At 71.8% G+C, this 21623-nt stretch carries 15 protein-coding genes; 3 read left to right on the top strand and 12 right to left on the bottom strand.

The annotated features are described in order from the left end of the window. Nucleotides 1-7: 7 nt before the first annotated feature. Together AMK25_RS29990 and AMK25_RS29995 are read right to left on the bottom strand one after the other, a co-directional pair. The gene (locus AMK25_RS29990; protein WP_158070686.1) at nt 8-1165 is read right to left on the bottom strand and encodes an NAD-dependent epimerase/dehydratase family protein; all 1158 of its coding nucleotides are present in this window, start codon (nt 1163-1165) and stop codon (nt 8-10) included. 222 nt (nt 1166-1387) lie between these two features. Further along, nucleotides 1388-2011, bottom strand: a complete 624-nt coding sequence (locus AMK25_RS29995; RefSeq protein WP_241826560.1) for a RidA family protein — start codon at nt 2009-2011, stop codon at nt 1388-1390. Between the two features lie 78 nt (nt 2012-2089). Here AMK25_RS29995 and AMK25_RS30000 point away from each other — a divergent pair, with 78 nt between their 5' ends. Further along, a complete protein-coding gene (locus tag AMK25_RS30000) occupies nt 2090-2467 on the top strand; it encodes a winged helix-turn-helix transcriptional regulator (RefSeq protein ID WP_073831722.1) in 378 nt (125 codons plus the stop codon). Between the two features lie 15 nt (nt 2468-2482). Here AMK25_RS30000 and AMK25_RS30005 read toward each other — a convergent pair whose 3' ends face one another. The 4 genes from AMK25_RS30005 to AMK25_RS30020 form a co-directional block, all read right to left on the bottom strand. Next, nucleotides 2483-3775: a hemolysin family protein gene (locus tag AMK25_RS30005; RefSeq protein ID WP_073831723.1), complete on the bottom strand. Its 1293-nt coding sequence runs from the start codon at nt 3773-3775 to the stop codon at nt 2483-2485. 88 nt (nt 3776-3863) lie between these two features. Continuing rightward, nucleotides 3864-4931 carry a P1 family peptidase gene (locus AMK25_RS30010; RefSeq protein ID WP_241826563.1) on the bottom strand — a complete coding sequence of 356 codons (1068 nt, stop codon included), beginning with the start codon at nt 4929-4931 and terminating at the stop codon, nt 3864-3866. Next, a complete protein-coding gene (locus tag AMK25_RS30015; RefSeq protein ID WP_073831724.1) occupies nt 4928-5269 on the bottom strand; it encodes a DUF1330 domain-containing protein in 342 nt (113 codons plus the stop codon). Before AMK25_RS30015 ends, AMK25_RS30010 begins: the two co-directional genes overlap by 4 nt. 92 nt (nt 5270-5361) lie before the next feature. Beyond that, the gene (locus AMK25_RS30020; RefSeq protein ID WP_073831725.1) at nt 5362-5967 is read right to left on the bottom strand and encodes a class I SAM-dependent DNA methyltransferase; all 606 of its coding nucleotides are present in this window, start codon (nt 5965-5967) and stop codon (nt 5362-5364) included. Nucleotides 5968-6133: 166 nt separating this feature from the next. On the opposite strand from AMK25_RS30020, the gene AMK25_RS30025 reads away from it, so the two are divergent. Together AMK25_RS30025 and AMK25_RS30030 are read left to right on the top strand one after the other, a co-directional pair. After that, entirely contained in the window at nt 6134-9598 is a 3465-nt protein-coding gene (locus AMK25_RS30025; protein WP_073831726.1) for an NACHT domain-containing protein, read from the top strand. Between the two features lie 41 nt (nt 9599-9639). Next, the gene (locus tag AMK25_RS30030; RefSeq protein ID WP_073831727.1) at nt 9640-10560 is read left to right on the top strand and encodes an alpha/beta fold hydrolase; all 921 of its coding nucleotides are present in this window, start codon (nt 9640-9642) and stop codon (nt 10558-10560) included. On the opposite strand, the gene fxsT is transcribed toward AMK25_RS30030, so the two are convergent. The 6 genes from fxsT to AMK25_RS30055 form a co-directional block, all read right to left on the bottom strand. Continuing rightward, a complete protein-coding gene (gene fxsT, locus AMK25_RS30035; protein ID WP_073831728.1) occupies nt 10538-14473 on the bottom strand; it encodes an FxSxx-COOH system tetratricopeptide repeat protein in 3936 nt (1311 codons plus the stop codon). The two genes, AMK25_RS30030 and fxsT, sit on opposite strands and share 23 nt — an antisense overlap. Then, on the bottom strand, nt 14470-15660 hold the full coding sequence (locus AMK25_RS30040) for a TIR-like protein FxsC (RefSeq protein ID WP_073831729.1): 1191 nt from the start codon (nt 15658-15660) through the stop codon (nt 14470-14472). The genes fxsT and AMK25_RS30040 overlap by 4 nt, the downstream gene beginning before the upstream one ends. Before the next feature lie 129 nt (nt 15661-15789). After that, a complete protein-coding gene (locus tag AMK25_RS30045; RefSeq protein ID WP_073831730.1) occupies nt 15790-16605 on the bottom strand; it encodes an aminoglycoside N(3)-acetyltransferase in 816 nt (271 codons plus the stop codon). Beyond that, nucleotides 16593-18896 (bottom strand): FxsB family cyclophane-forming radical SAM/SPASM peptide maturase, encoded by a 2304-nt coding sequence (locus AMK25_RS30050; RefSeq protein WP_073831731.1) that lies wholly within the window; start codon nt 18894-18896, stop codon nt 16593-16595. Before AMK25_RS30050 ends, AMK25_RS30045 begins: the two co-directional genes overlap by 13 nt. A gap of 6 nt (nt 18897-18902) precedes the next feature. Continuing rightward, nucleotides 18903-19076, bottom strand: a complete 174-nt coding sequence (locus AMK25_RS32520; RefSeq protein ID WP_198937717.1) for a hypothetical protein — start codon at nt 19074-19076, stop codon at nt 18903-18905. A gap of 276 nt (nt 19077-19352) precedes the next feature. After that, the gene (locus AMK25_RS30055) at nt 19353-21614 is read right to left on the bottom strand and encodes a hypothetical protein (protein WP_073831732.1); all 2262 of its coding nucleotides are present in this window, start codon (nt 21612-21614) and stop codon (nt 19353-19355) included. Nucleotides 21615-21623: the final 9 nt, after the last annotated feature.

Here is a 21623-nt window from a genome sequence, read left to right on the forward strand (position 1 = left end):
GGTGCGGTCATCGCGTCGTGCCGGCGAGCACCGGGTCGGCGGTCGGGTCGAGGTACCCCGCCCGGGCCGCCCGGACGGTCACCCGCAGCCCGTGGTCGAAGTCGGTCCGGGCCCGAAAGGAGGTGGTCTGAGCGAACTTCGTGCCGTCGAGGTGCTGGCGGCTGATCGTGGTCACCCCGGGCGTCTGGCCACGGACCACCACCCGGAACCCGTTGGCCATGATCCGCTCGGCGCGCTCCGGGTCGAGGCGGCGTTCGTACTCGGCAGCGGCCTCGACGACCCGGCGCAGCACCTCCGGGGTGCTGAGGTTGACGCAGCCCGCCACGTTGAACACTTCACCCCGGCAGGCGGGGTGACCCGCGGCGAGCAGCAACGCGGTCACCACGTCGTCGACGTAGATGTAGTCCCGCCAATGCCCGATCGATTCGAAGTACAACTCCGGCGGGAGTGGGCCGGCGGGGTCGAAGATCAGGGACAGCGAGCGAGGGACAAGCCGATAGCGGCTGTTCCGGTCGTCCGGGCCGAACACGTTGCACAGGCGGAGGACGACGGTGGGGACGCCGAAGGACTGATGGAACGCCTGCCCCATGACGTCACCCGCGAGCTTCGCGGCGTCGTAGATGCCGATCCCCCGCAGTGCGCTCTGCTCGGTGTACCGGCTCCCCTCCATCTCCCCGTACACCTTGTCGGTGCTGGCGATGACCACCGCGTCGGGCAGGGCGGACGGCGCGCGCCGCAGCGCGTCGAGCAAGTTGACAGTGCCGATCGCGTTCGTCGCGATGGCACCGGTCGGATCCTGCGCGGCCCGTTCGATCACCGAGTACGCCGCCAGGTGGAACACCGCGCGGAAGGGGCCGTCGGCGAGCGCATCGTGCAGGTCCTCCGGACGCCGGACGTCACCGGCCACGATCCTCAGCCGTGCCACCGAGCCGGCAGGCACGCCGGCACGCAATCGGTCGGCGCGCGTCGAGGTGCGGTCGCTGTCCAACACGGTGACCTGGACGCCGAGTGCGAGCAGGTGCCGTACGAGGTGACTGCCGACGAATCCGAGCCCGCCGGTCACCAGGTACCGGCCGCCCTCCGCCCTCGGTTCCGGACACTCGGTTCCGGTCCGTGCCTCGGCCGCGCCGATGATCTGGGGAGAGGCCTCGGGAACTGGTTTCACCACAACCTCCCTCACTTTGGGTGAGCATGGACTGCGGTCAGCCCCGGGTGGCATTACGCCGAAACGGCTGCCGACCGGCATCGGCGGTCATCGCGTCATAAAGATGACGTTTAATTTCCCTCGTCGTGGTCGAGGTTAGGGAGTCCACATTCGACCGGCAACGTTGTCCCGGTCTCGTAACGGTAACGGCAGCCACCGCGATATCCTTATCGGCGTGGTCACTCAGAGTGACGACAGTGGGCCTGATCGGCGCGCCCTCCGGCTGTGCGAACCGAACGGGCGGTCGGCAGCGGATCGGTGTCGGCGCAGCCGGGCTCGCGGATGCCCGGCCGCGTCGACGACCAACAGGACGTTCGAGCTCACCAGTGACTCTCCTCGACCGCGCCCAGCACGGCGGCGAACACCAGCTCGGTCGAGTTGGCCCAGGAAGTCACCGTTCTGCGAGACGGCAGTTGCCTCCAGTTCCACGAGCACGTCGGGCTCGAACAGGTGGTCGACCCCGATCAGGGATGCCGGCGGAAGCGGCCACGGCAGGCCGAGTTCCTCGACGACCGACTCGATCCCGGCCATGAACGGCCCGATCTTGTCGGGCGTCCAGTCGGTGACGTAGAAGGTCAGCCGGACCACGTCCTGGAACGAGGCGTCGGCTCCGGCAAGGGCGCGCCCCGTGTTGCGTAGCACCTGAGCGACCTGCCCGGCCAGGTCCCCAGGTGCGACGGGTGAGCCGTCGCCGAGCCGGGCGACCTGACCGCTGACGTGGATGTGACGGGTGCCGGTGCCCACCGCCACGTGGTGGTACGGCGTGTGCGGCTGAAGACCGGCGGGGCTGAAGCGGGTGACAGACATCGTTTCTCCTTCACGAACCAAGCTAGGTTTACCATTGATACCTAGTTGACGAAGGACACTTCAAGGAGACCTGGTTTCATGGGCGATACCGCAGGCGTTCGCGCCGACGAGCTGCGCATCGACGCGCCGCACCGCGAGCTGCTCGATCAGGTGCTGGACAAGTGGTCGCTGAGCGTCCTCAACGAGCTGTGCGAGCGGCCGTGCCGATTCAACGAACTGCGCCGCGCGATCCCGGCGGTGACACAGAAGTCGCTCACGGCGACGCTGCGACGGCTCGAACGCAACGGCATCGTCGAACGCCACGTGGTGGCGACCCGTCCGGTCGCGGTCGAGTACCGGATCACGCGGCTGGGCAAGACCCTGCGTGCCCCGATCGACGTCCTGCTCGACTGGGCCGACGCGCACCTGCCCCAGATCGAACAGGCCCGCCGGACCTTCGACGCCGAGCCGGGCTGACTAGTACGGCCGGACTCAGGAGCCCGGCTCGCCGCGCGTCGGCGGCGTCCGCAGGCGTACCCGGGTGATGGCCCGGCCCGTCACCTCCGCCACCTCGGCGGTCAGGCCGGGCAGCTCGATCGTCTCGCCGGGGGCCTTCGGGATGTGGCCGAGATGCGCCAGGACCAGGCCGGCCACCGTGGTGTAGTCCCCGGCCTCCAGCGTGGCCTCGTCGAGGTCGATGCCCACGTCGACCAGGTCGTGCAGCGGGAACCCGCCGGGCATCAGCAGCGCGCCGTCCGCCTCCCGTACGACGGCCTGCACGTCCCGGTCGGTCTCGTCGTAGATCTCCCCGACGATCTCCTCGACCAGGTCCTCCATCGTGACGATGCCGTCGATGGACCCGCGCTCGTCGACCACGAGGGCGAACTGCTGCCGTTGGGCGCGCAGCTCCCGGATCGCCTCGGTCACCTTCAGCGTCTCCGGCAGGTACACCGCCGGGCTGGCGTGGTCGGCGACCGGCCCTTCCTGGTCGAGGAGGTCCCGCATGTGCACCACGCCGACGGTGTCGTCCAGTCCGCCGCGGCCCACGACAGGTGCGCGTGTCTGCCCCGACTTGCCCAGCTCGCGCAGCGCCTGCGGCGCGGACAGCTCCGCCGACAGGGTGACGACGTCGCGGCGCGGGACGAGGATCTCCCGCAGGATCCGTTCGGCCACCTCGAACGCGCCCGAGATGATCGTGCGGTGTTCCGGGGTGAGGTTGCGCTGCGCGGCGACCATGTCCCGCAGCTCCTCGGTGGTGACCTCCTCCCGGCGGGCCCGGGGGTCGCCGCCGGCCAGGCGTACGACGGCGTCGCTCGACCTGCTCAGGAGCCACACCGCGGGGCGGGAGAACGTCGACAGCGCGTCGATCGGGCGGGCCACCAGCAGTGCCCAGCCCTCCGCGCGCTGCATCGCGATCCGCTTGGGCGCCAGCTCACCGAGCACCAGGGTGACGAAGGTCAGGATGATCGTGACGACGACGACCGAGACCGGCTCGGCGGCAGACCCGAGGAATCCCAGTGGGCCCACCAGCGGCGCCGCGAGGGACACCGCGGCGGCGGCCGAGGCGAGGAAACCGGCCAGCGTGATGCCGATCTGAATGGTGGCCAGGAATCGGTTCGGATCCCGCGCCAGCTTCGCCAGCACCCGGCCGCCCCGGGAGGTCCGCTCCAGGCGCTGCAGTTGGCTCTCCCGCAGCGACACCAACGCCATCTCGCTGCCCGCGAACACCGCGTTCACCAACACCAACACGAACACGAGCGTGACCTGCACGCCATAGCCGTCCACGGCCAGTTCGACGCCTCCTCGGCCGGACCCTCCGGCAGCGCCAACCGTAGCCGCCGCGGCGGGGCGGGCAGCGCCGAGTTGCGAGCAATCAGCGCGTTTCCGACGGTGATTCCGGAATCAGCGGAGGGGCGGGCAACCGGCCGGCCGCCGTCAGCCGCTCGATCACGGCGCGGTGCGGAACCGCGTGACTGGTACGACCGCCCACGCCCGTGGTGGTGACCGCCGTGAACAGCGAATTCAGCAGCGCCTCCTCCACGGCGTCCAGCACGGCCGCGAACACCGGGTCGATCTCCCCGTCCGGGATCGGCGGCTGATCCGACGTGGTGAACGCGATCGCGTAGTCGCCGCTGGTGCTGCTGAAGGACGCGCCGACCCGGGCCATGGCGAAGACCGCCCGGCGGGCGAGCCGCCCGAGCTGTCGCGCGTCCACCGGTACGTCGGTGGCCACCACGATCATGCACGAGTTGCCGGGCGGCTCGGTCCGGTCGGCGGCGGGGACCAGTTCGTCGGCCGGCATCGGCACGCCGAGCACGGTGAGGACGCCGCCGAAGTTCGACTGGACCAGGGCGCCGACCGTCCCCGTACGGCCGGCGGTCCGCACGGTCCGGGACGAGGTGCCGATGCCGGCCTTGAAGCCCAGGGCGGTGGTGCCGGCGCCGGCGCCGACGCAGCCTTCGGCGGTCGGCCCGTCGGACGCCTGGGCGACGGCGGCCAGGACGTGGTCCTCGGTGATCGGGCGGCGGCGGATGTCCGACAGGTGCCCGTCGTTCGTCTCGCCGACCAGGGGGTTGAACGACACCCCGTCCGGCCGGCGCTCCATCAACCAGCTGAGCAGCGCGTCCGCCGCCCGGAACACCGACAGCGTCGCGGTCAGGACCACGGGGGATTCCAGTACGCCGAGTTCGTCCACCTGGGTCGAGCCGACGAGTTTCCCGTGCCCGTTGCCGGAGAACACGGCCGCCGGCATCGTCCACCGCCCAGGGCCGAGCCGGCCCGGTACGACGGCTGTGACGCCGGTGTGCAGGTCGCCACCGTTGTCGACTGTGGTGTGACCGACCAGGACGCCGGGGACGTCGGTGATCGCGTTGTGGCGTCCGGGGGGCAGCGACCCGACGACGATCCCGAGGTCCCGGGCGCGCCGGCCGGTCCGGCTCAGGGCAGCGCCGCCCGGATCGCCTGCACGAGGCCGGTCGGTGAGTAGTCGTCGGGGACGCCCTCGACCAGGATGATGTCGCCCTCGATGTGCCGCGAGCGCAGCGGCGCGATCTCCTGGTAGGCGGGCGAGTCCCACCACGCGCGCGCCTCGGTGATGCCCGGGAAGCCGAGCATCACGACCGCGCCGGGCCAGGCGCCCTCCTTCACCTCGTGCGGCGTGGCGTGCACGAGGAACCGTCCGCCGTACGGGGCGAGGGTTGCCGGAAGGCGCTCGACGTACTCGGCGATGTCCGGGTGCGGGGCGGCGTCCTGGAGGTGGGCGATTACGTACGCGGGCATGGTGTCCTTCCGGTCGGTCGGGCTCCGAGTGTCGATCTTGGCACAGTCGCCGCCGTTCGCTCCGCCATTTTTCGCGCAGGAGAAGCGGACGCTCAGGGCCCGGTTGCGACGGCGACGACGGCGGCGTGCGGACGGTGGGTGTCGTCCAGGCGTGTCAGGCGCTCGACCTCGGTGAACCCGGCCTGCCGCAGCCGCGCGGAGAACTCGTCCACCGGCCAGCGGTACGCGGTCGTGACCTTGTGGTCGAAGGCGCTCACCTCGTCGCCGACGAAGATGCCGGCCACGAGCGGTCCACCCGGCACGATCGCGCGGCGGAACCCGGCCAGCACCGCGTCGAGATCCGGCGGCGGGAGGTGGATCAGCGAGTACCAGGCGAGGATGCCGTCGACGGAGTGGTCGGGGACGGCGAGGTCGGCCAGCGACCCGAGCCGGTACGCGCCGCCCGGATGGGTAGCCCGCGCGTGCGCGACGAACTCCGCAACCATGTCGATCCCGGTGGCGTCGACGCCCAGCGACCGGAGGTGGTCGGTGAGGTGCCCCGGTCCGCACCCCAGGTCGAGCACCGGGCCGGTCCGGCCGGCCAGGTGCCGCCCGATGAGGGCGAGGTCGTCCGGATGCACATGGGCGGTGCTGCCGAACAGTTCGATGTAGAGCTCCGCGACCGCCCCGTACGCCTGCCGTACCCGTGTGTCGTCCACCGCTCGAGCATAGGGGTCGGACGCCTTGGCCGCATTTAGCAGATGAATGAGATGAATGAATGGAAAAGTCGTCGTAAAGCAGCCGCCCGGTGAGGAATCGATAGCTTTCCGTCACTGAAGTTTCTATCCTTGAAGAATCCCGATCGCCAGCAGCGGAAGGGGCGGCATGCCGCGCCGTTCGAGCCTCAGCTATCGAGATGCGTTGAAGCTGCTGGCCCCGGGCAGCACGCGCATCACCGAGACCGACAAGGTCGTCAGCGCGGGGATTCTGGGCGCCGGGGCGCTCACCCAGGGCACGGCGCTCGCTCTGCTCGGCCCGAAGAACGCGCTCATGCAACTCGTCCGGGACGCCACCGGAAACCAGGCCGGCCGCATCCGCACAACCGGCGGGAAATCGTATTACGAGCTGCTGGAGGCCAGCCACACAGTGCTGGCGCTCTCCGCGTTCTTCGACGGATTCCGGGACGAGGTCGGGCCGGGTTTCGACCGGCTGGAGCTGACCGACGCGGAAAAGGTGGGCATGGTGGCGGCCGACCGTCGCCAGCACACGCTGCCGAAGGAGATCGACGGCGGGTACTTCCCGTTGCCCTCCTCGGTCCACGGCATGGACGACACCCGCCGGGACGTCGAGGCCGCCTACGTCAAGCTCTACGACGCCACCATCGCGTTCTGCGAGGGCCTCGCCGCCTGGCCGTCGGTGCGGCGCGGGCTCGACCTCACGTCGCTGCGGTCCCGGGTGGTGGGCCGGGCCATGTGGCACTACGAGGACCGTTTCGACCGCCTCGCCGCGGACCTCCCCGAGTTCGGGTTCCGGATGCTCCGGCAGGCGATCGAGCACAACCTGATCGACAACCGGAACCTGACCACCGAGGTCTCGGCCCGGCTGGACGCGCTGGCGCAGCTGTACCGCAATCTCGCCGAGCTGTCCGGCCCGGCCTCGGCCGACCGCCCCGACCTGCTGCGCGAGTCCCTCGACCGGCTCACCGGCTCGCTGGCCGCGGTGTTCCGGCAGCCGCTGCTACGGATCAAGGACGTCGACTTCCACCTGCGCCTGCCCACTGTGGAGGAGGGGTTCATCAGCCCGGACTTCCGGGCCGCCGAGTACGGCAAGCACACGTCGCCGGAGCGGGAGCGCTGGTGGGACGACCAGCCGCGCCGGGGCGACCTGGTCGGTTTCCTCTCCGAGTACCTGACCGATCCGGCGAGCCTGCACCGTCCGCTGCTGCTCCTCGGCCAGCCGGGCGCCGGCAAGACGTTGCTGACCCGGGTCATCGCGGCCCGGCTGCCGGCGAGCCGGTTCACCGCGATAGTGGTGCCGCTGCGCCGGATGTCCGGGGACACGTCGCCGACGGAACAGATCGAGGCCGCGATCGAGCAGGTGATGGACGAGCGCATCCGCTGGGCGGATCTGCGGCGGGCCACCGAGAACACCACAGTCGTGGTGATCTTCGACGGGTTCGACGAGCTCGTCCAGGTCACCGGCACCGCCCACTCCCAGTACATCGACCGGGTGGCCGAGTTCCAGGAGGCCCAGTGGGACCTGGGCTACTCCGTCATCCCGATCATCACGTCCCGGATCCTGGTGATGGACCGCGCCAGCGTGCCGCAGGGCACCGTGCTGGTGCGGCTGGAGGACCTGACCGACGCCCAGGTGACGGCCTGGCTGGCCGCCGTCAACGCGGCAAACGAGGACCGGCCCGGATACCGCCGGCTCGCCGCCCGCGAGCTGCTGTCGCACGGCGAGCTGGCCCGCCAGCCGCTGCTGCTCACGCTGCTCGCCATCTACTACAACGAGCACTGGGCCGACCGCCGTCCGGGCGCCGCCATCTCCCCGTCCGACCTGTTCACCGGCCTGCTCACCGCGTTCATCAGACGGCAGGTGAGCGAGAAGGCGCCGACCGCCCTCCCGCACCACGAACGGGAGGCCCGCGAACACCAACTGCGGCGCGACCTGGCGATCACCGCGTTCGCCATGTTCAACCGCAACCGGGAACTCGTGAACCGGGCCGCGCTCCGCGCCGACCTCGGCTGTTTCGGGCCCGGGGCCGGCGACGGCTCCCGGTTCGAACTCGGCGACGTGCTCGGCCCGGAGCAACTGGTCACCGCCGCCTTCTTCGTGGTGTACGGCCCGGACGACGTGCAGGGCGAGGACGCCCGGCGCACGTACGAGTTCCTGCACGCCACCATCGGCGACTTCCTGATCGCCGAGTACGTCATCGGGGCGCTGCGGAGCCTGGCCGAGCTGCGGCGGCACACCCGCAGCCCGGCCGGGTTCGGGTATCAGCTGGACACCGGCCAGTTCCGGGCGCTGCTCTCGCACCAGCCGCTGGTCAAGCGGGAGGCGGTGGTCAGCTTCGCGCGGGAACTCGCCTCCCGCCACCCGGGGGAGCGGGACTCGATCGTGGAGACGGTCGCCGGCCTGCTGGCCGAGGCCCGGCAGCGGACCAACCTGGCCGGGGTGGACGGCTACCGGCCCGCGCCGTACGACCCGGTGCGGTTGCTCGCCGCGTACACCGCGAACCTGGTCGCGCTGGCCGCGCTCGTGTCACCGGACGGGGTGCGCCACAGCGACCTGATGGACGACGAGACCTGGATGTCCACGGTGCGGCTGTGGCGGGCGGGCCTGGACGAGAAGGGCCAGCTCGCGATGATCAGTTGGCTGCGCCGGGACGCCGACGGCCGGATCGTCGCCGGGCTGCGGCGGGAACGGCGGGGGGAGAAGGTGAACGTGGCGGCCGAGGAGGCCCGGCTGCTCGGCGACGTCACCACCTACGGCCAGTTGCAGGCCGGCGCGCGGACGTGGCGCGGCCAGGCGCCGACCAGCTTCGAGGCGGGCCGGTTCCACGCCGACCTGGTGGAGCTGGCCACCCGCCGCTGGCCGGTGCCGTCACTGCACCAGCTGATCCTGTACGACGAGCGCAGCTACCGGCGGCTGTGGGCGCGTGCCGTCGAGTTCCCGGAGGCGGTGTCCAGCACCAGCGCCACGGTCCTGCTGGAATGCCTCGCCGAGGACGGCGCGCAGTTGCCCCGCGAGGTGGTGTGCGGGCTGACCCGGGTGGCGCTGAGCCGGTTGCCCAGCTCACCGACAGCGCCGCCGGAGCTGATCATCTCGTGTCCGTACCTGATCGACGAGTTCCCGGAGCTGGTCGACTCGCTCGGCACGACCGACGACCACGCGGTCCTGCACGCGCTCATCCTGCGGCACGGGCTCGGCCGGCTGCCCCGGCGGTACGTGCCCCGGGTGCGGGCGGTGCTCGCCGACATCGAGGGGCGGCTCGCGGAGCTGCCGCTGGAGGACGGCGTGGTGTCGGCCGAGATGGCCGAGCAGTTCGCGGCCGCGCGGGTCGACAACCGCACCGCGCTGTGGCTGCTCATGGCGTTGACCGAGTACGGCGACCTGGCCTGGCGGAAGATCCCGCCCCGGACGATGGCCGAGCTGCTCGCCCACCGGCTGCCGGACGAGTTCCTCGACGAGGCGAGCCTGTGCCGGCTGCTCGTGGACTACCTGCGGGCGCACGACCGGGCGCCGGCCGAGGTCTCGCTGGCGTCCGCCCTCGACACGCTGCGCGTCCTCGCAGCGACCGACCAGCCCGAGCAGACCGACCAGATCCCGGCCGCCAAGGCGGTCTGACCGCGCCACCCGCACCGCCACCACCCGTTCGGAGGCCCCGATTGGCACACTCGCCCCCGCATCGTGAGCACATCGTCCGGACGGGAAGGAGAAACCTGGCGGTCGACATCGCCGGGGCGAAACACGGCTGGCCGGTGTTCCTGATGCACGGCACGCCGGGCAGCCGCAACGGCCCGCGACCACGCTCGATCGTGCTACACCGCCTCGGCGTACGCCTGATCTCCTACGACCGGCCGGGCTACGGCGGCTCCAGCCGCCTGCCCGGCCGCCGCATCGCGGACGCCGCCGCCGACGTCGCGGCCATCGCCGACGACCTCGGCCTGGACGGGTTCTCGGTGGTCGGCCGATCCGGCGGCGGCCCGCACGCCCTGGCCTGCGCCGCGTTGCTGCCGGAGCGGGTACGGCGCACGGCCGTCCTGGTCGGCCTCGCCCCGGCGGGGGCGGCCGGACTGGACTGGTTCGGCGGCATGACCGACGCCAACGTGCGGGACTACGGCGCCGCCGAGCGCGCCGTGCCGGTGCTCGCCGAGCAGTTGCGGCTGCGGGCCGAGCGCACGATGGACGACCCGGGCTCACTGCTCGCGCTGCTGGTCGAGCAGATGACCGCGGCCGACCGCCGGGTGGTGGCCGGGGTGCCGATCCGCCGGCAGCTCACCGACGCCTACGCCGAGGCGCTGCGCCAGGGGCCGCACGGCTGGATCGACGACGTCCTCGCGCTGCGCGCCGACTGGGGCGTCACGCTGGCGGACATCCGGATGCCGGTCCGGCTCTGGCACGGCGCCGACGACAACTTCGCCCCGGCCAGCCACACCCGGTGGCTGGCCGAGCAGATCCCCGGCGCGCAACTGCACGTGCAGCCGCGCAGCGCGCACTTCGGCGCGGTCGAGGTGCTGCCGGAGATCCTCGCCTGGCTGGCCGACCCGGTGGAGCGCGCCGCTGTCAGATCGGATGCGGGTCGATGATGCGCCGCTGCAACTGGTTCTCCCGGACGGTCTTGACGGCCGGGTGGTTCTCGCCCAGCCGGTAGGCCAGCTCACGCATGACCGCCTCCAGTTCCGCCCGCCGCCCGCTCTCCATCCGCTCCTGCATCACCACCAGATTCGCCCGGGAGCGCAGCGTGTTCGGGTGGTCGCGGCCGAGCATCCGGGTCAGGCCGTCGTGGGCGCGCCGCAACAGCCTCAGCGCCTCCCGGTCCGCCGCCTCCCGGCCCTCCGGCGGGTCCGGCTGCTCGGCGATGCAGATGCCCTGGTTCATCCACCCGGACAGCGGGTACGGGTGATCGCTGCCCAGCACGTCGGCGAGCGCGTCGGCGGACCGGCCGGCGAGTTGCCGGGCCTCGGCGAAGTCCCCGGCGCGGCGGGCGACCATGGCGAGGTTGACCATGCAGACCAGCGTCAGCGGGTGCTCCGGGCCGAGGTTGCGCTGGTAGACGCGGTGCACCTCGGTCAGTTCCCGGCTGGCGCGCTGGAACAGGTCGACGGTGAGCAGATTGACGGACAGGCTCAGCCGGCAGGTGAGCGTCTCCGGGTTGTCCGGCCCGAACCGCTCGTTCAGCAGCTCGTACGCGGCTTCGAGGAGCTTGCCCGCCTCGACCGCGTGCCCGGCCGAGCGCAGCGACACCGCCAGGTTGGTCTGTGTCCGCAGGGTGATGAGGTGTTCGGCTCCGGCCGTTTGCAGCAGGTCCCGGTGGACGCCACGGAGCCGGGCGATGGACTGCTCGTAGTCGCCGGCGTCGCGCATGTCGATGCCCACGTACGCGGACGAGGCGAGCGTGTCCGGGTGGTTCTCCCCGAGGATCGCGCGGCGCCCGGCCAGCACCATCTCGTCGTTCTTGCGGGCTTCCCGGAAGTCGCCCATCAGGCGCTGGGTGGCGGCGAGGTTGTTCAGCGCGGCGAGCGTACGGGGGTGCTCCTCGGTGAAGTTCCGCTTCCACGCGTTGAACGTGATCTCGTCGAGGCGCAGCGCCTCGTTGTACATGCCCATGCCGCGCAGGTCGCGGGCCAGCCCGCCGGCGGTCATCAGCGTGTGCGGGTGGTCCTCGCCGAGCAGTTCCCGCTGGGCCGCCAGCACCTCCTCGTCCAGCGCCCGGGACTCGGTGAACTGCCCGAGGAAGGAGAGGACGTTGGCGAGGTTGAACTGGAGGTGCAGCAACTGCCGGCGCAGGTCGTCGCGCGCCCGCGGGTCGGTCTCGTCGGCGAGCATCTGCTCCCAGGTCTGCGCGACCTCCTCCCCGAGCCGCCGGCCGGTCTCCAGGTCGCCGCGCAACTGGAGGTAGCGGACCCGGTCGATCATCAACGCCCGCACCTCCACCCGGCGGCTCAGCGGCGCCTTCGACGCCTCCAGGTGCGGCCAGATGACCCGGAACCGGGGCCAGCCGTCGGGGTCGTCCACCTCGCCCTCGGGCCGGGCGGCGGCGAGCACCAGGTGGACCTGGCGGCGCGCCTCGTCGAGTTCCTCCTCGGTCATCCGGGACCGGACGGCGTGCTGGAGCAGCCGGTGCATGAGTACCAGCCCACCGCGGCCCCGGTCACCGCCGGACGGGTTCTCGGCCCGCAGGTCGACCCGGACCAGCGCGAGCCGGTTGGCCTGCTGCACCAACTGCTGGCGGACCAGCCGCTCCTTGGCCTGCGGGTGGAACGGCACGAGCGCCTCGGCGAACTCGTCGCTGTAGACCAGGTCGGCGGAGATCTCCGGCGCGAACACCGAGCAGAGTTGCAACACGCGGTAGGCCGCCGGGTTCCGGGTACGCAGGTGGTTGAGCGACAGCTCCCAGGTGGCCTCCACCGACACGTTGCTGTTCGGCTCCATCACCGCGCCCGGACCGAACTTGGCGATCTCGGTGAGGTAGCTGTCGACCGAGTGGCCGGTGTCGGCCAGCCAGGCCGCGGCGGCGGTGACAGCGATCGGCAGGTCGCCGAGCAGGGCGGCGATCCGGTCGGCCTGGTCGACGCGCATGGTCGGCACCCGCTCGGTGAGGTGCTGGATGCTCTCCGGGCGCTTGAACACGTCGACCTGCACAGTGGTGGCCCGCTCGATCCACTGCAGGTTCCGGGACGTGATCAGGACGTGGCCCCTGCCGTCCGGCACGTACGGCAGGACGCCCTCGACCTCGTCGGCGTTGTCCATGATCAGCAGCCACCGGAGGTCGGTGCGGCGCAGCGCCTGCAGCACCAGCCGGGCGTTCTCCCGGTTCGACTCCGACGACGGCACGCCCAGGTAGGGCGCGAGGTCGCCGATGGCAGACTCGATGAACGGCACCTGGTCGGCGTCGATCCACCACACCATGTCGTACGCGGCGCGGTAGCGGTGGGCGTACTCCAGCGCGAGCTGGCTCTTGCCGATGCCGCCCATGCCCTGCAACGCCACCGGGCCGGTGCCGGAGAGCACCACCTTCGGGCTGCTGCGCAGCAGCGTCCGCAGCTCGCGCAGGTCCGCCTCGCGGCCGGTGAAGCGCTTGTTGCGGCCCGGCACCTCGAAGACCGTGTTGTCCCGGCCGGGGAACCGGGGGCCGGTCGGCAGTTCCAGGTCGGCCGGCACCCCCTCCCGGCCGACCAGGCGCAGGATCCGCGTGGCTGCGGTCCGGGCCTCCAGGCCGGCCACCGAAACCGTGTGCGCGACCGGCACGTTGGCCAGGCGCCGTACGTCGGCCACGTAGACGACGAGCGGCACCTGGTCGGGCGAGCGGTCCGGCGCGGCGAGCACCGCCTCCTCGGTGGCGTTCGCCTCGGAGACGATGATCAGCTCCCGGGCCGTCCGGGGCGTCTCGTCGTCGGTGAACCACGGGTCGGTCACCCGCACGTCGGCCGAGACCAGGAGGTGGCCGATCCACTCCGCCCACACCCTGTCGTACGGGGCGTGCCGGAGCAGGATCTCGTTCTCCACCGAGTTGGAGGTGCGGGTGAACCGGGCGTTGACCCGTTCGCGTACCGCGCTGCTCATCGACGGCAGCGACTCCACCTCGCCCCGGGTGATCTCGCGCGTCAGCGCCTCGTACGCGGACAGCAGCGACCCGTTGACGCCTGGTTGGTCGGCGAACGTGGCGAGGAGTTCCTCGTACGCGTAGAACGCCTGGTAGGGCACCTGCATCCGGGCCCAGTACCGGTCCCGTTCGGCCTCGCTCATGCCGCTGGGCAGACCGCTGAAACGCTGTCGCGCCACGGCCCGCCCGGTGTCCGCCTTGACCTTCTCCGCCGGGTCGATACGCATCGGCACCGGCAGCACCCGGATCCGCCGCGACCCGTACCGGTGCTCGACCAGCCGTGCCACCTTCGCGGCGCCGGTGATGCCCTGCTCGCTGAGGGTGAAACAGGTGACGAGCACGTCCGGCAGCTGGATGGTGCAGATGTCGGCGACGTCGGAGAACCCAGTACGGCTGTCGATGAGCACGTAGTCGTAGTTGCGCTTCATGTCGGCGCGCAGCGCGTCGAAGAAGTAGCCGCCGCCCTGCCGCTCGTAGAACTCGTCCCAGTTCATCCCGGCGAGCGCGCCCGCGTAGTCGTTGTTCTGCTGCCCGGCGCCGAGGAAGTCGAGCGTCCCGTCACCGGGGAAGTTGGACCAGTTCAGCGAGAACGAGTACTTGTGCACCCGGGCGTACTGCTCGTGCCAGCGGTCGTCGCTCTTGTCCTGCTTGGTGGTGGTCGCCCACTCGTACTCCCGGATCAGGTCGATCACCCCGCCGGTGCTCTCCAGCGCGTCCCGGTCGATGAACGGCGCGAAGAAGCGCGACAGGCCGGGGGACTCCAGATCCCAGTCGACGGCGAGCACCCGCTTGCCGTTCGCGGCGAGGATCCAGGCGACGTTGGCCAGCGCCATCGTCCGGCCGGTGCCGCCCTTGTAGGAGTAGAAGGTGACGACCTGTCCCTCACGTCGGGTCATGTGTCCACTCCCTCGTCGGGCGGCGGGTTCTCCCAGAGCCGGGGCTTGTTGATGGGTGGTCCCGGCGGTGGGTAGTTCGGTCCCGCCTCCAGGTATCGGCGTCGCATCCGGCGGACCAGATCGTGGATCTCGGTCCGCCAGTCGTCCCACGCGGTGATCATCAGCGGACGCGTCGTGGCGGAGAGGATGCTCGCCGCCCGGTCGAGCAGTCCCGCCGCGTGCGAGCGGTGGCCGGGGCGGGCGTCCTCGCTGATCAGCACGACGCCCACCCAGCTGTGCAGGCAGTCGACGGCGGCCTGGACGGCCTCCGCGCCGTCCGGCGTCGCGACCACCCGAGGATCGATCATGAGTACGCCCGGACAGGCCCGGAACAGCCCGGCGTCCGGTACGAAGTCGCGAACGTCGATGGGCATTCGCAGCCGTTGCACCGCGTCGGCCACGTCGTCGACCACCGGCGGCCGGCCGCGGAACGGGCGCCACCGCCCGGCGTGCGTGTCGGAGCGTCCGTTGAGCCGGCCCGGGTCCCCCGGCTGCTCGGGTGCGATCACCACCGCCCGGAACGGCACCTCGCTGGTCGGGGACGACGGCAGGTCGGTCGGGCCGGTCGGCGGCTCGGCCGGTTGCAGCGGCGTCTGCTCGGCGGTGTCGACGATGTGCTGGGCGAGCCGGCCCAGCACCTCCTTGTAGGCATGCTGGAACTTCTGGAGCCGGCAGAGCGCGCTCATCCCGTTGGCGGCGTACGCGTCCACGTCGGCGGCCATCGCCACAGCGCGCGCCTGGTCCGGTGCGTGGACGGAGGCCGGCGACGGGATCCACAGGACCGGGAGGATGTTGTCGCCGTCGGGCGGCCGGCCGGCCCGGATGAGCCGTTGCCGGAACCACTCCCGCTCCCGGCGCGAGTCGTTCCGGTTGAGGTAGGCCGGTGAGTACAGCGGGACGAACACCTCGGCCTCGGCCAGCGCGATGCGTTTTCGTTCCGTCCGGGCCTCCGGCGGTCGCACCATGAAGTCGGCGAAGCCCTGCCGGCGTAACCGGTCGCCGGGCCGGCCGTCGATCGCCAGGTTGAGATCGTGGTAGAAGCGGCGGACCCAGTGGTCGCCCAGGGTGCGGTCGTTGTGTGTCGGTGGGGGAACGTAGCTGAGGAAGAAATAGGGCGGGCCCGGCAGCGCGGGCCGCTCAGAGGTCACGACGACACGACCGTTCCACGGGAAGAGCGCCTGACCCCCAACCGTCAATGATCACGCGCTGCTCCCCAGTCGACACGATACGGCGTCTATCGATCAGGGTAGAGAGGTTGCGCTCGGGTTACCAGGCCCTCACCGTCCGATGTGGGTGTCCATCCAGGCGACGGCGGTGCGTACCGCGTCGGATATCGGCAGCAGCCGGGCCGGGGCGTCGCCGACCGTCCCGTGCCGGGTGAACGCCGCCCGGTCGAGTTCCGCGCCGATTGCGGGAAAAGGGGCCGCATCCAGGTGCGGCGCCTCGAAGTCGAGCCGTTCCCGGCGGCCGTCGCGCACCACGTAGCAGCGGTACGGACGACGCGGCGCCGGGCGGCGCAACCGGTACTCGGCGAGGTGCAGCGCGGTGCATGTCGCATAACCGACACCGAGTAGCAGCGTCCGGGCACCGGCGGCCTCCAGGGCGGCGAGCGGGGACCGCTCCCCGAGGTGGGAGTCCAGGTCGTGGACGCGCATCAGATCCTCCGCCAGCGGTCCCCACGCGCTGAACGACGTCTGCGGGTGCCGGCTGCGGACCGCGCCGGGCAGGCGGCGTACGTGCTCGGCGAACGAGCCGACCCCGAACGACGGTGTGACGGCCGGGTCGAAGCCGGGCATCCGGTCTTCGTACGCCAGGCGTTCCTCGTCGGTCAGCCCGACGGTCGCCGCGTGGTACGCGGGGCTGCTCACCGAGTTGTCCGGGGTCTGCGCCGGGACCACGACGGTGCCGGACGGACCGACGGCGGCCCGCAGCGCCGCAGCCAGGGTGGCCGGCCCGCCGGCCACCGGTCCGAGGGCACGCAGGGAGCAGTGCACGAGCACGACGTCACCGCTGCCGAGCCCGAGCGCCCGCAGGTCGGCGGCGAGCGTGTCGACCTGGTACGCGGCCGGGACGGCGGTGGTCACGACGGCCATCCGGACATCGAGCGGGCCACCTGCCGGACCAGCCGTGAGCCGGCCGGGGTGAGCGCGTCCGCCCGTTGCAGCGCGCCGATCGCCTCGGCCGTCCAGTCCCGGTACTGCCGGTAGACCGCCTGCGCGCCGTCGACCTGGCGGTCCGCCCGGACGCGCCAGATGTCGGCCACCGCCGCGTGCGCGTAGATGCCGTGCAGGACGGCCTCCGCCGGCCGCGGGTCGGGCCGCCAGCCCACCGTGATGTCGATCGGCCGGGTGCCGTCGACCAGGTCGCAGACGTCCAGCAGCGCGTTCATCTTGCTGTGCTGGAACTCGTGCACGAGCAGCACCGCCAGCGACCCGGCGTCGGTCTCCGTGGCCGCGACGCCGCCGAACGCCTGCCGGGCGGTCGACGCCTCGCTGACCCCGTCGCCGCTGCGCCGCAACGGCACCACCGCCCGCAGCCCGGTACGCAGTTCCTCGGCGTGGCCCGGCACCTCGTCCCGGATCACCTGCCACGCCGCCGCGAACGTCTCCGTCCAGCGCGCGGCGCCCGCGTCGTCGACCCGGTCACCGGCGGGCAGCCGGTGGCAGTCGCGGTGCGGGTCGCCGTCCTCCAGCAGCACCGACACGTCCGGCGCGACGAGACGGCGGGTCGGCCACCAGCGGGGCCCGCCCGCCGCGCCCGGACTCACGGCCACCGTCACGTCCCCGGCCCGCACCCGCAGCGAGCCCGGGTCGATCTCCACCCGCGCGGTGCCGTCGGCCGTCTCGGGCAGCAGGACGGTGCCCACCGTCGGCAGGTGCAGGCGACCGCCTCGTACCGGCACGGCGAGGCGTACCGGAACGCCGGCGGCGAGCGCGGCGGCGGCGGCGATCGCGCTCAGGTAGTCGGGCCCCTGGCGGGCGCCGGTGCCGGTGCCGGCGAGGCAGTCGACAGCCCACGCCCGCACGTACGGGTGGGCCGCGATTCGGGCGACTGATTCCGGCGCACCACGGTCGAGGGCGGTCAGCGCCTCCCAGCCGTCGGCTCCGGCCCCGCCGGCCGGCAGGCGGTCGGCCACCTCGGCGAGCAGCGCGCGGACGATGGCGATCTGTGCCTCCACGAGCCGGCCGATGGCGACCCGGTCGCCGGTCGGCGCCGCGAGGCGGTCGATGAAGTCGTCGGGCAGGCCGGCGTCGAGCCGGACGGGTTCCGGTGGGTTCTCGTTCACGTGCACGATCAGCTCTTTCAGATCGGCGCAGTAGACACTCGGATGGTCGAAGTGCCCGGCGCCGTACCGGTGGGCGAAGAGTCCGCCGCCGCACTGGTCGACCACCGGGCACCGCCGGCACTCGTCGCTGAGACCGGCCCGGCCGGAGCGGCGGCGGGCCAGGAGCGGGCTGGCCGCCACGGCGTCGGCCGCGTGCGAGATGACGGTCATGCCGGTAGCAGGCGCGCCGTCGTACGCGGTCTTGAGCGAGTCGGCCTGCTCCCATTCGCCGTCCGTCTCGATCACGGCCAGGTCGACCGGGTCGAGGCCCAGCCATTCCGTGCCGCTGGGTCCGCCGCGGGCGGTGGACAGGAGCGAGTCGAACAGGCGCACCGGGACCGGGCGGCCGTCCGCGCGCCAGCGGTCGTGGACGGCGCGCAGCCAGCGGGCGTACGCGGTGTCCCCGGCGGCCGGCCGCCACGGCGGGTTGTCCCAGGTGGCGTGCGGGAGCAGGAAGTCGATCCGGGGCGGCTCCTGGGCGAGCAGCGCCTCATACACGGCGACCGGATCGCTGCGCACGTCCACGGTGCAGAGCAGACCCGACCAGAGCCGCCGGTACGCCGGGCGGCGCAGCAGGGCGAGCGCGCGCAGCACCTGGTCGTAGCTGCTGGCGCCGGAGCGGAAGCGCCGGTGCCTGTCGTTCGCGGCCCGGTCGCCGTCGAGCGAGACACCGACCGCGACGTCGTGTTCGGCGAGCAGGTCGCAGAACCGCTCGGAGAGCAGCACGCCGTTCGTCTGCATGCCGATCCGGAGCCGGGTGACCGGGCCGATGACGCGCCGCAGTTCGGCGAGCACCTGGCCCAGCCCGTCGGGGCCGAGCAGCAGCGGCTCCCCGCCGTGCAGGACGACTGTGACGTCCGGCAGCTCGTGGGCCGCCGCATGCTCGGCGATCCGTCCGGCCGCGGCCCGGAGCACGTCCGGCGTCATCCGCACCGGACGGCGGCGCCAGCTCTGGTCGGCGTGCTCGTAGACGTAGCAGTGGTCGCACGCCAGGTCACACCTGGCGTGCACCTTGAGGACGAACTCGGTGAGCGCCGCGCGGGCGGGCTCCGGGGTCATCGCGGATCAGATGAACGACGCGAACTTGGCCGCCGGAACCTTGCTCTGATCGAGGTGAGCCGCCATCACCCGGCGCACGATGGGGGAGATGTCCGCGGCGGAGAGCCGGTCGAGCGGCTCCGCGCGGACCCTGACCAGCGAGACCGGGGGCTCATCCTGGCGCAAGGGTGCGGTTGTCATGAGTGTTCCTTAGGTTCGTGAATGCGCCGGCCGAGCACAGCGGCGACGGCCAACTTAGTGCCTCTGGGGATCCAGCACCATCGACCCACCGGTGGGGAGACGGTTCTTTTTGGACGGTTCGCCGGCCGGCGTCGTCGTCGTCCCGAGGGAGCGACCGTAAGGGATCAATTATGCGCCTTTTTGCCCATCTAGGCCACGAATCGAAAGTTCAGACTTTGCCAGAATTCGTCCACCCCGATCCCCTGGTCAGGCGATGGGTCGGGGTGGACGAGTGGCTCAGACGGCCGGGCCGCTCCCGGACGGCGTGCCGAGATGGATGCCGACGTCGGCCGGCTCGGTCATCTGGTCGTACGCCCTGGTCCGGAGCCGGTTGGTCTGCACCTCGCCGTCGAGCAGCGCCGCCCGCAGCTCCTCCGCGTCGCTGATCTCCTTGGCGGTCACCGCGTCGGCGGCAGTGGTGGCGCCCTGCACCACCTCCAGGTGAGTGCCGTCGGTGGGCATCAACTCGGTCCACTTCGCCAGGCAGTACACCCGCTCCGGCACGTCCTGGCACTCGGTGGCCAGCTCGGGCATCTCGTCGCCGGTGCCGAGGTGGCCGGTCCGGTACGCCGTCAGCTCGTCCACGAATGCCTTCAGCTCGTGCTCCACCTGCGGCGCGAGGCTGGTCGCCACCACCTTGCCGAAGATCCACCGCAGCGCGGTCAGCTCCATGCCGGCCCGCACCGGCAGGTAGAGCTTCGCCCAGCTGGCGTTGACGAAGTCGCCAGGATCGCGCTCCGGGGCGCGGGCGTCACCGCCGGACCACCACCCGGGGTACGACACGAACGACGCGCGCTCCCAGTCGAAGACCCGGTGCCAGAAGTCGATCTCCCACGCCTCGTCCCGCACGCTGGCCGGGAAGTGCGCCTCCACGATCTGCGAGACCATCTCGTTGACCGGCGAGAAGCCGGCCCGTAGCCGCGCCTCGAACTCGTCCCCCGCCGTCTGGGCCGCCGCCAGCGCTGCGTCGCGCCGGTCCTGCCACTCCTGAAGGTCGGTCAGGTAGCCGGCGACCAGCGCGTTGTACGCCGCGTCATCGGCGGTCTGGTCCACCACGGTCGGGGTACGCCGGAACCCGGCGGCGAGCTGCACGTCCGCGCCCGGACCCGCCAGCCAGCTCCGGGCGCCGACGTGCACGCGTACGCGCAGCACCGGCCGTCCGTCCGCCTCGGTGACCACCGGCACGCCCACCACCCGGGCGGCGATCGCGTCCGGCGGGCGGCGGGTGATCAGCGTGAGGTTCTGCCGGATCGTGTCGACGTTGCCGTCCCACTCCCAGCCGGCGTCGACGGGGACGTCGACGTCGTAGTCCGCGCTCATGTCACCCGTGAATCCCCACTTGTCGAGCGTGACCACGGGGGAGTACACGACGCGCGTCTCCACCGCTGCGGGCGCGCCACGCGGCGGGCGCTCCGGCTTCACCGGCATCGGGGGCAGTGCGGCGACCGCGTTGTCGCGGATCCGCTGCCGCCCGTCAACGATCTTCTGGGCGAATGCGAACGCCGGATCCTTGATCGTGGGGGCCCAGCAGACCCGTGCGCCGTACCGCTCGTGGGCCAGCTCCAGCCGTTGCAGCACCTTGAAGTAGTGCAGCGTGATCGGCGTGGCCCGGTTCGGGTTGCGGACGGTGCGCTTCGAGGCCGACTCCGTACCAGTCTCGCTGACCAGCTTGAAGTCGGTCTTGTGCTGGGTGCGGTAGCGCGCGGCGACCTTCGAGGTGGCGGTCCGGCTGTCCTTGACCGCGCGGCGGCTCGTCTCCTGGCTCGCCGCGGTGACGCTGCTGGCGAAGCCGATCGTGTGGCTGGCGTTGAAGGTGCCCCAGATGCCGGTCGGGCTGGTGTACTGGCCGGTGTGGCTCGCGTTGAGCCCCCAGGTGTCGGTGAGCGACTTCTGCCGCTCGAAGCCCTCCTGGAGTTCGGTGGTGAGCGCGCTGGTCAGCTCGACGTCGGTCTGCTGTTCCGACTCGTTCTGCTCCTCCAGGGTCAGCTCGCGCTTGGTGTAGGTGCGCTGCTCCAGCACCGCCTCCTCACCGGGGGCGAGCGCCAGCGCGTAGACGTGCTCGCCGAGCGCGAAGCCCACCGGCCGGATCCGGGTGCGGTCGAGGAACGCGATGCCCACGTCGGACTGGAGCAGCCCGGCGACGAACTCCGCCTGCTGGTCACCGAGGAGCGTCTGGCGTCGCGCCGGCGGCTCCCGGTACGACATGCCCGAGTCGGCGCCGGGCAGTGCCTCGGTGGCGGCGTCCATCTCGTTGGCCTTCCACAGGTCGTAGAGGCCGAGTTGCTTGAGCAGGTGGGGCAGCCGGTCGCCGTCGAGCCCGCCGTAGCGGATCGCCTCGATCAGCGCCTGCTTGACGTAGAACGGCAGGATGGGCGTCTCGCCACCGCCGAACGTGAGCCGGACCGGTACGAAGTAGTTGGAGTAGACGTACCGGTCGGAATGCGCGGTGCTGAAACCAAGCGTCGCCGGATCGGCGTCGGCGACGACGACTCTGCCCATCGGTGCTCC

This window comes from Micromonospora sp. TSRI0369, from assembly GCF_001905625.1.
Classification (GTDB): domain Bacteria; phylum Actinomycetota; class Actinomycetes; order Mycobacteriales; family Micromonosporaceae; genus Micromonospora; species Micromonospora echinospora_A.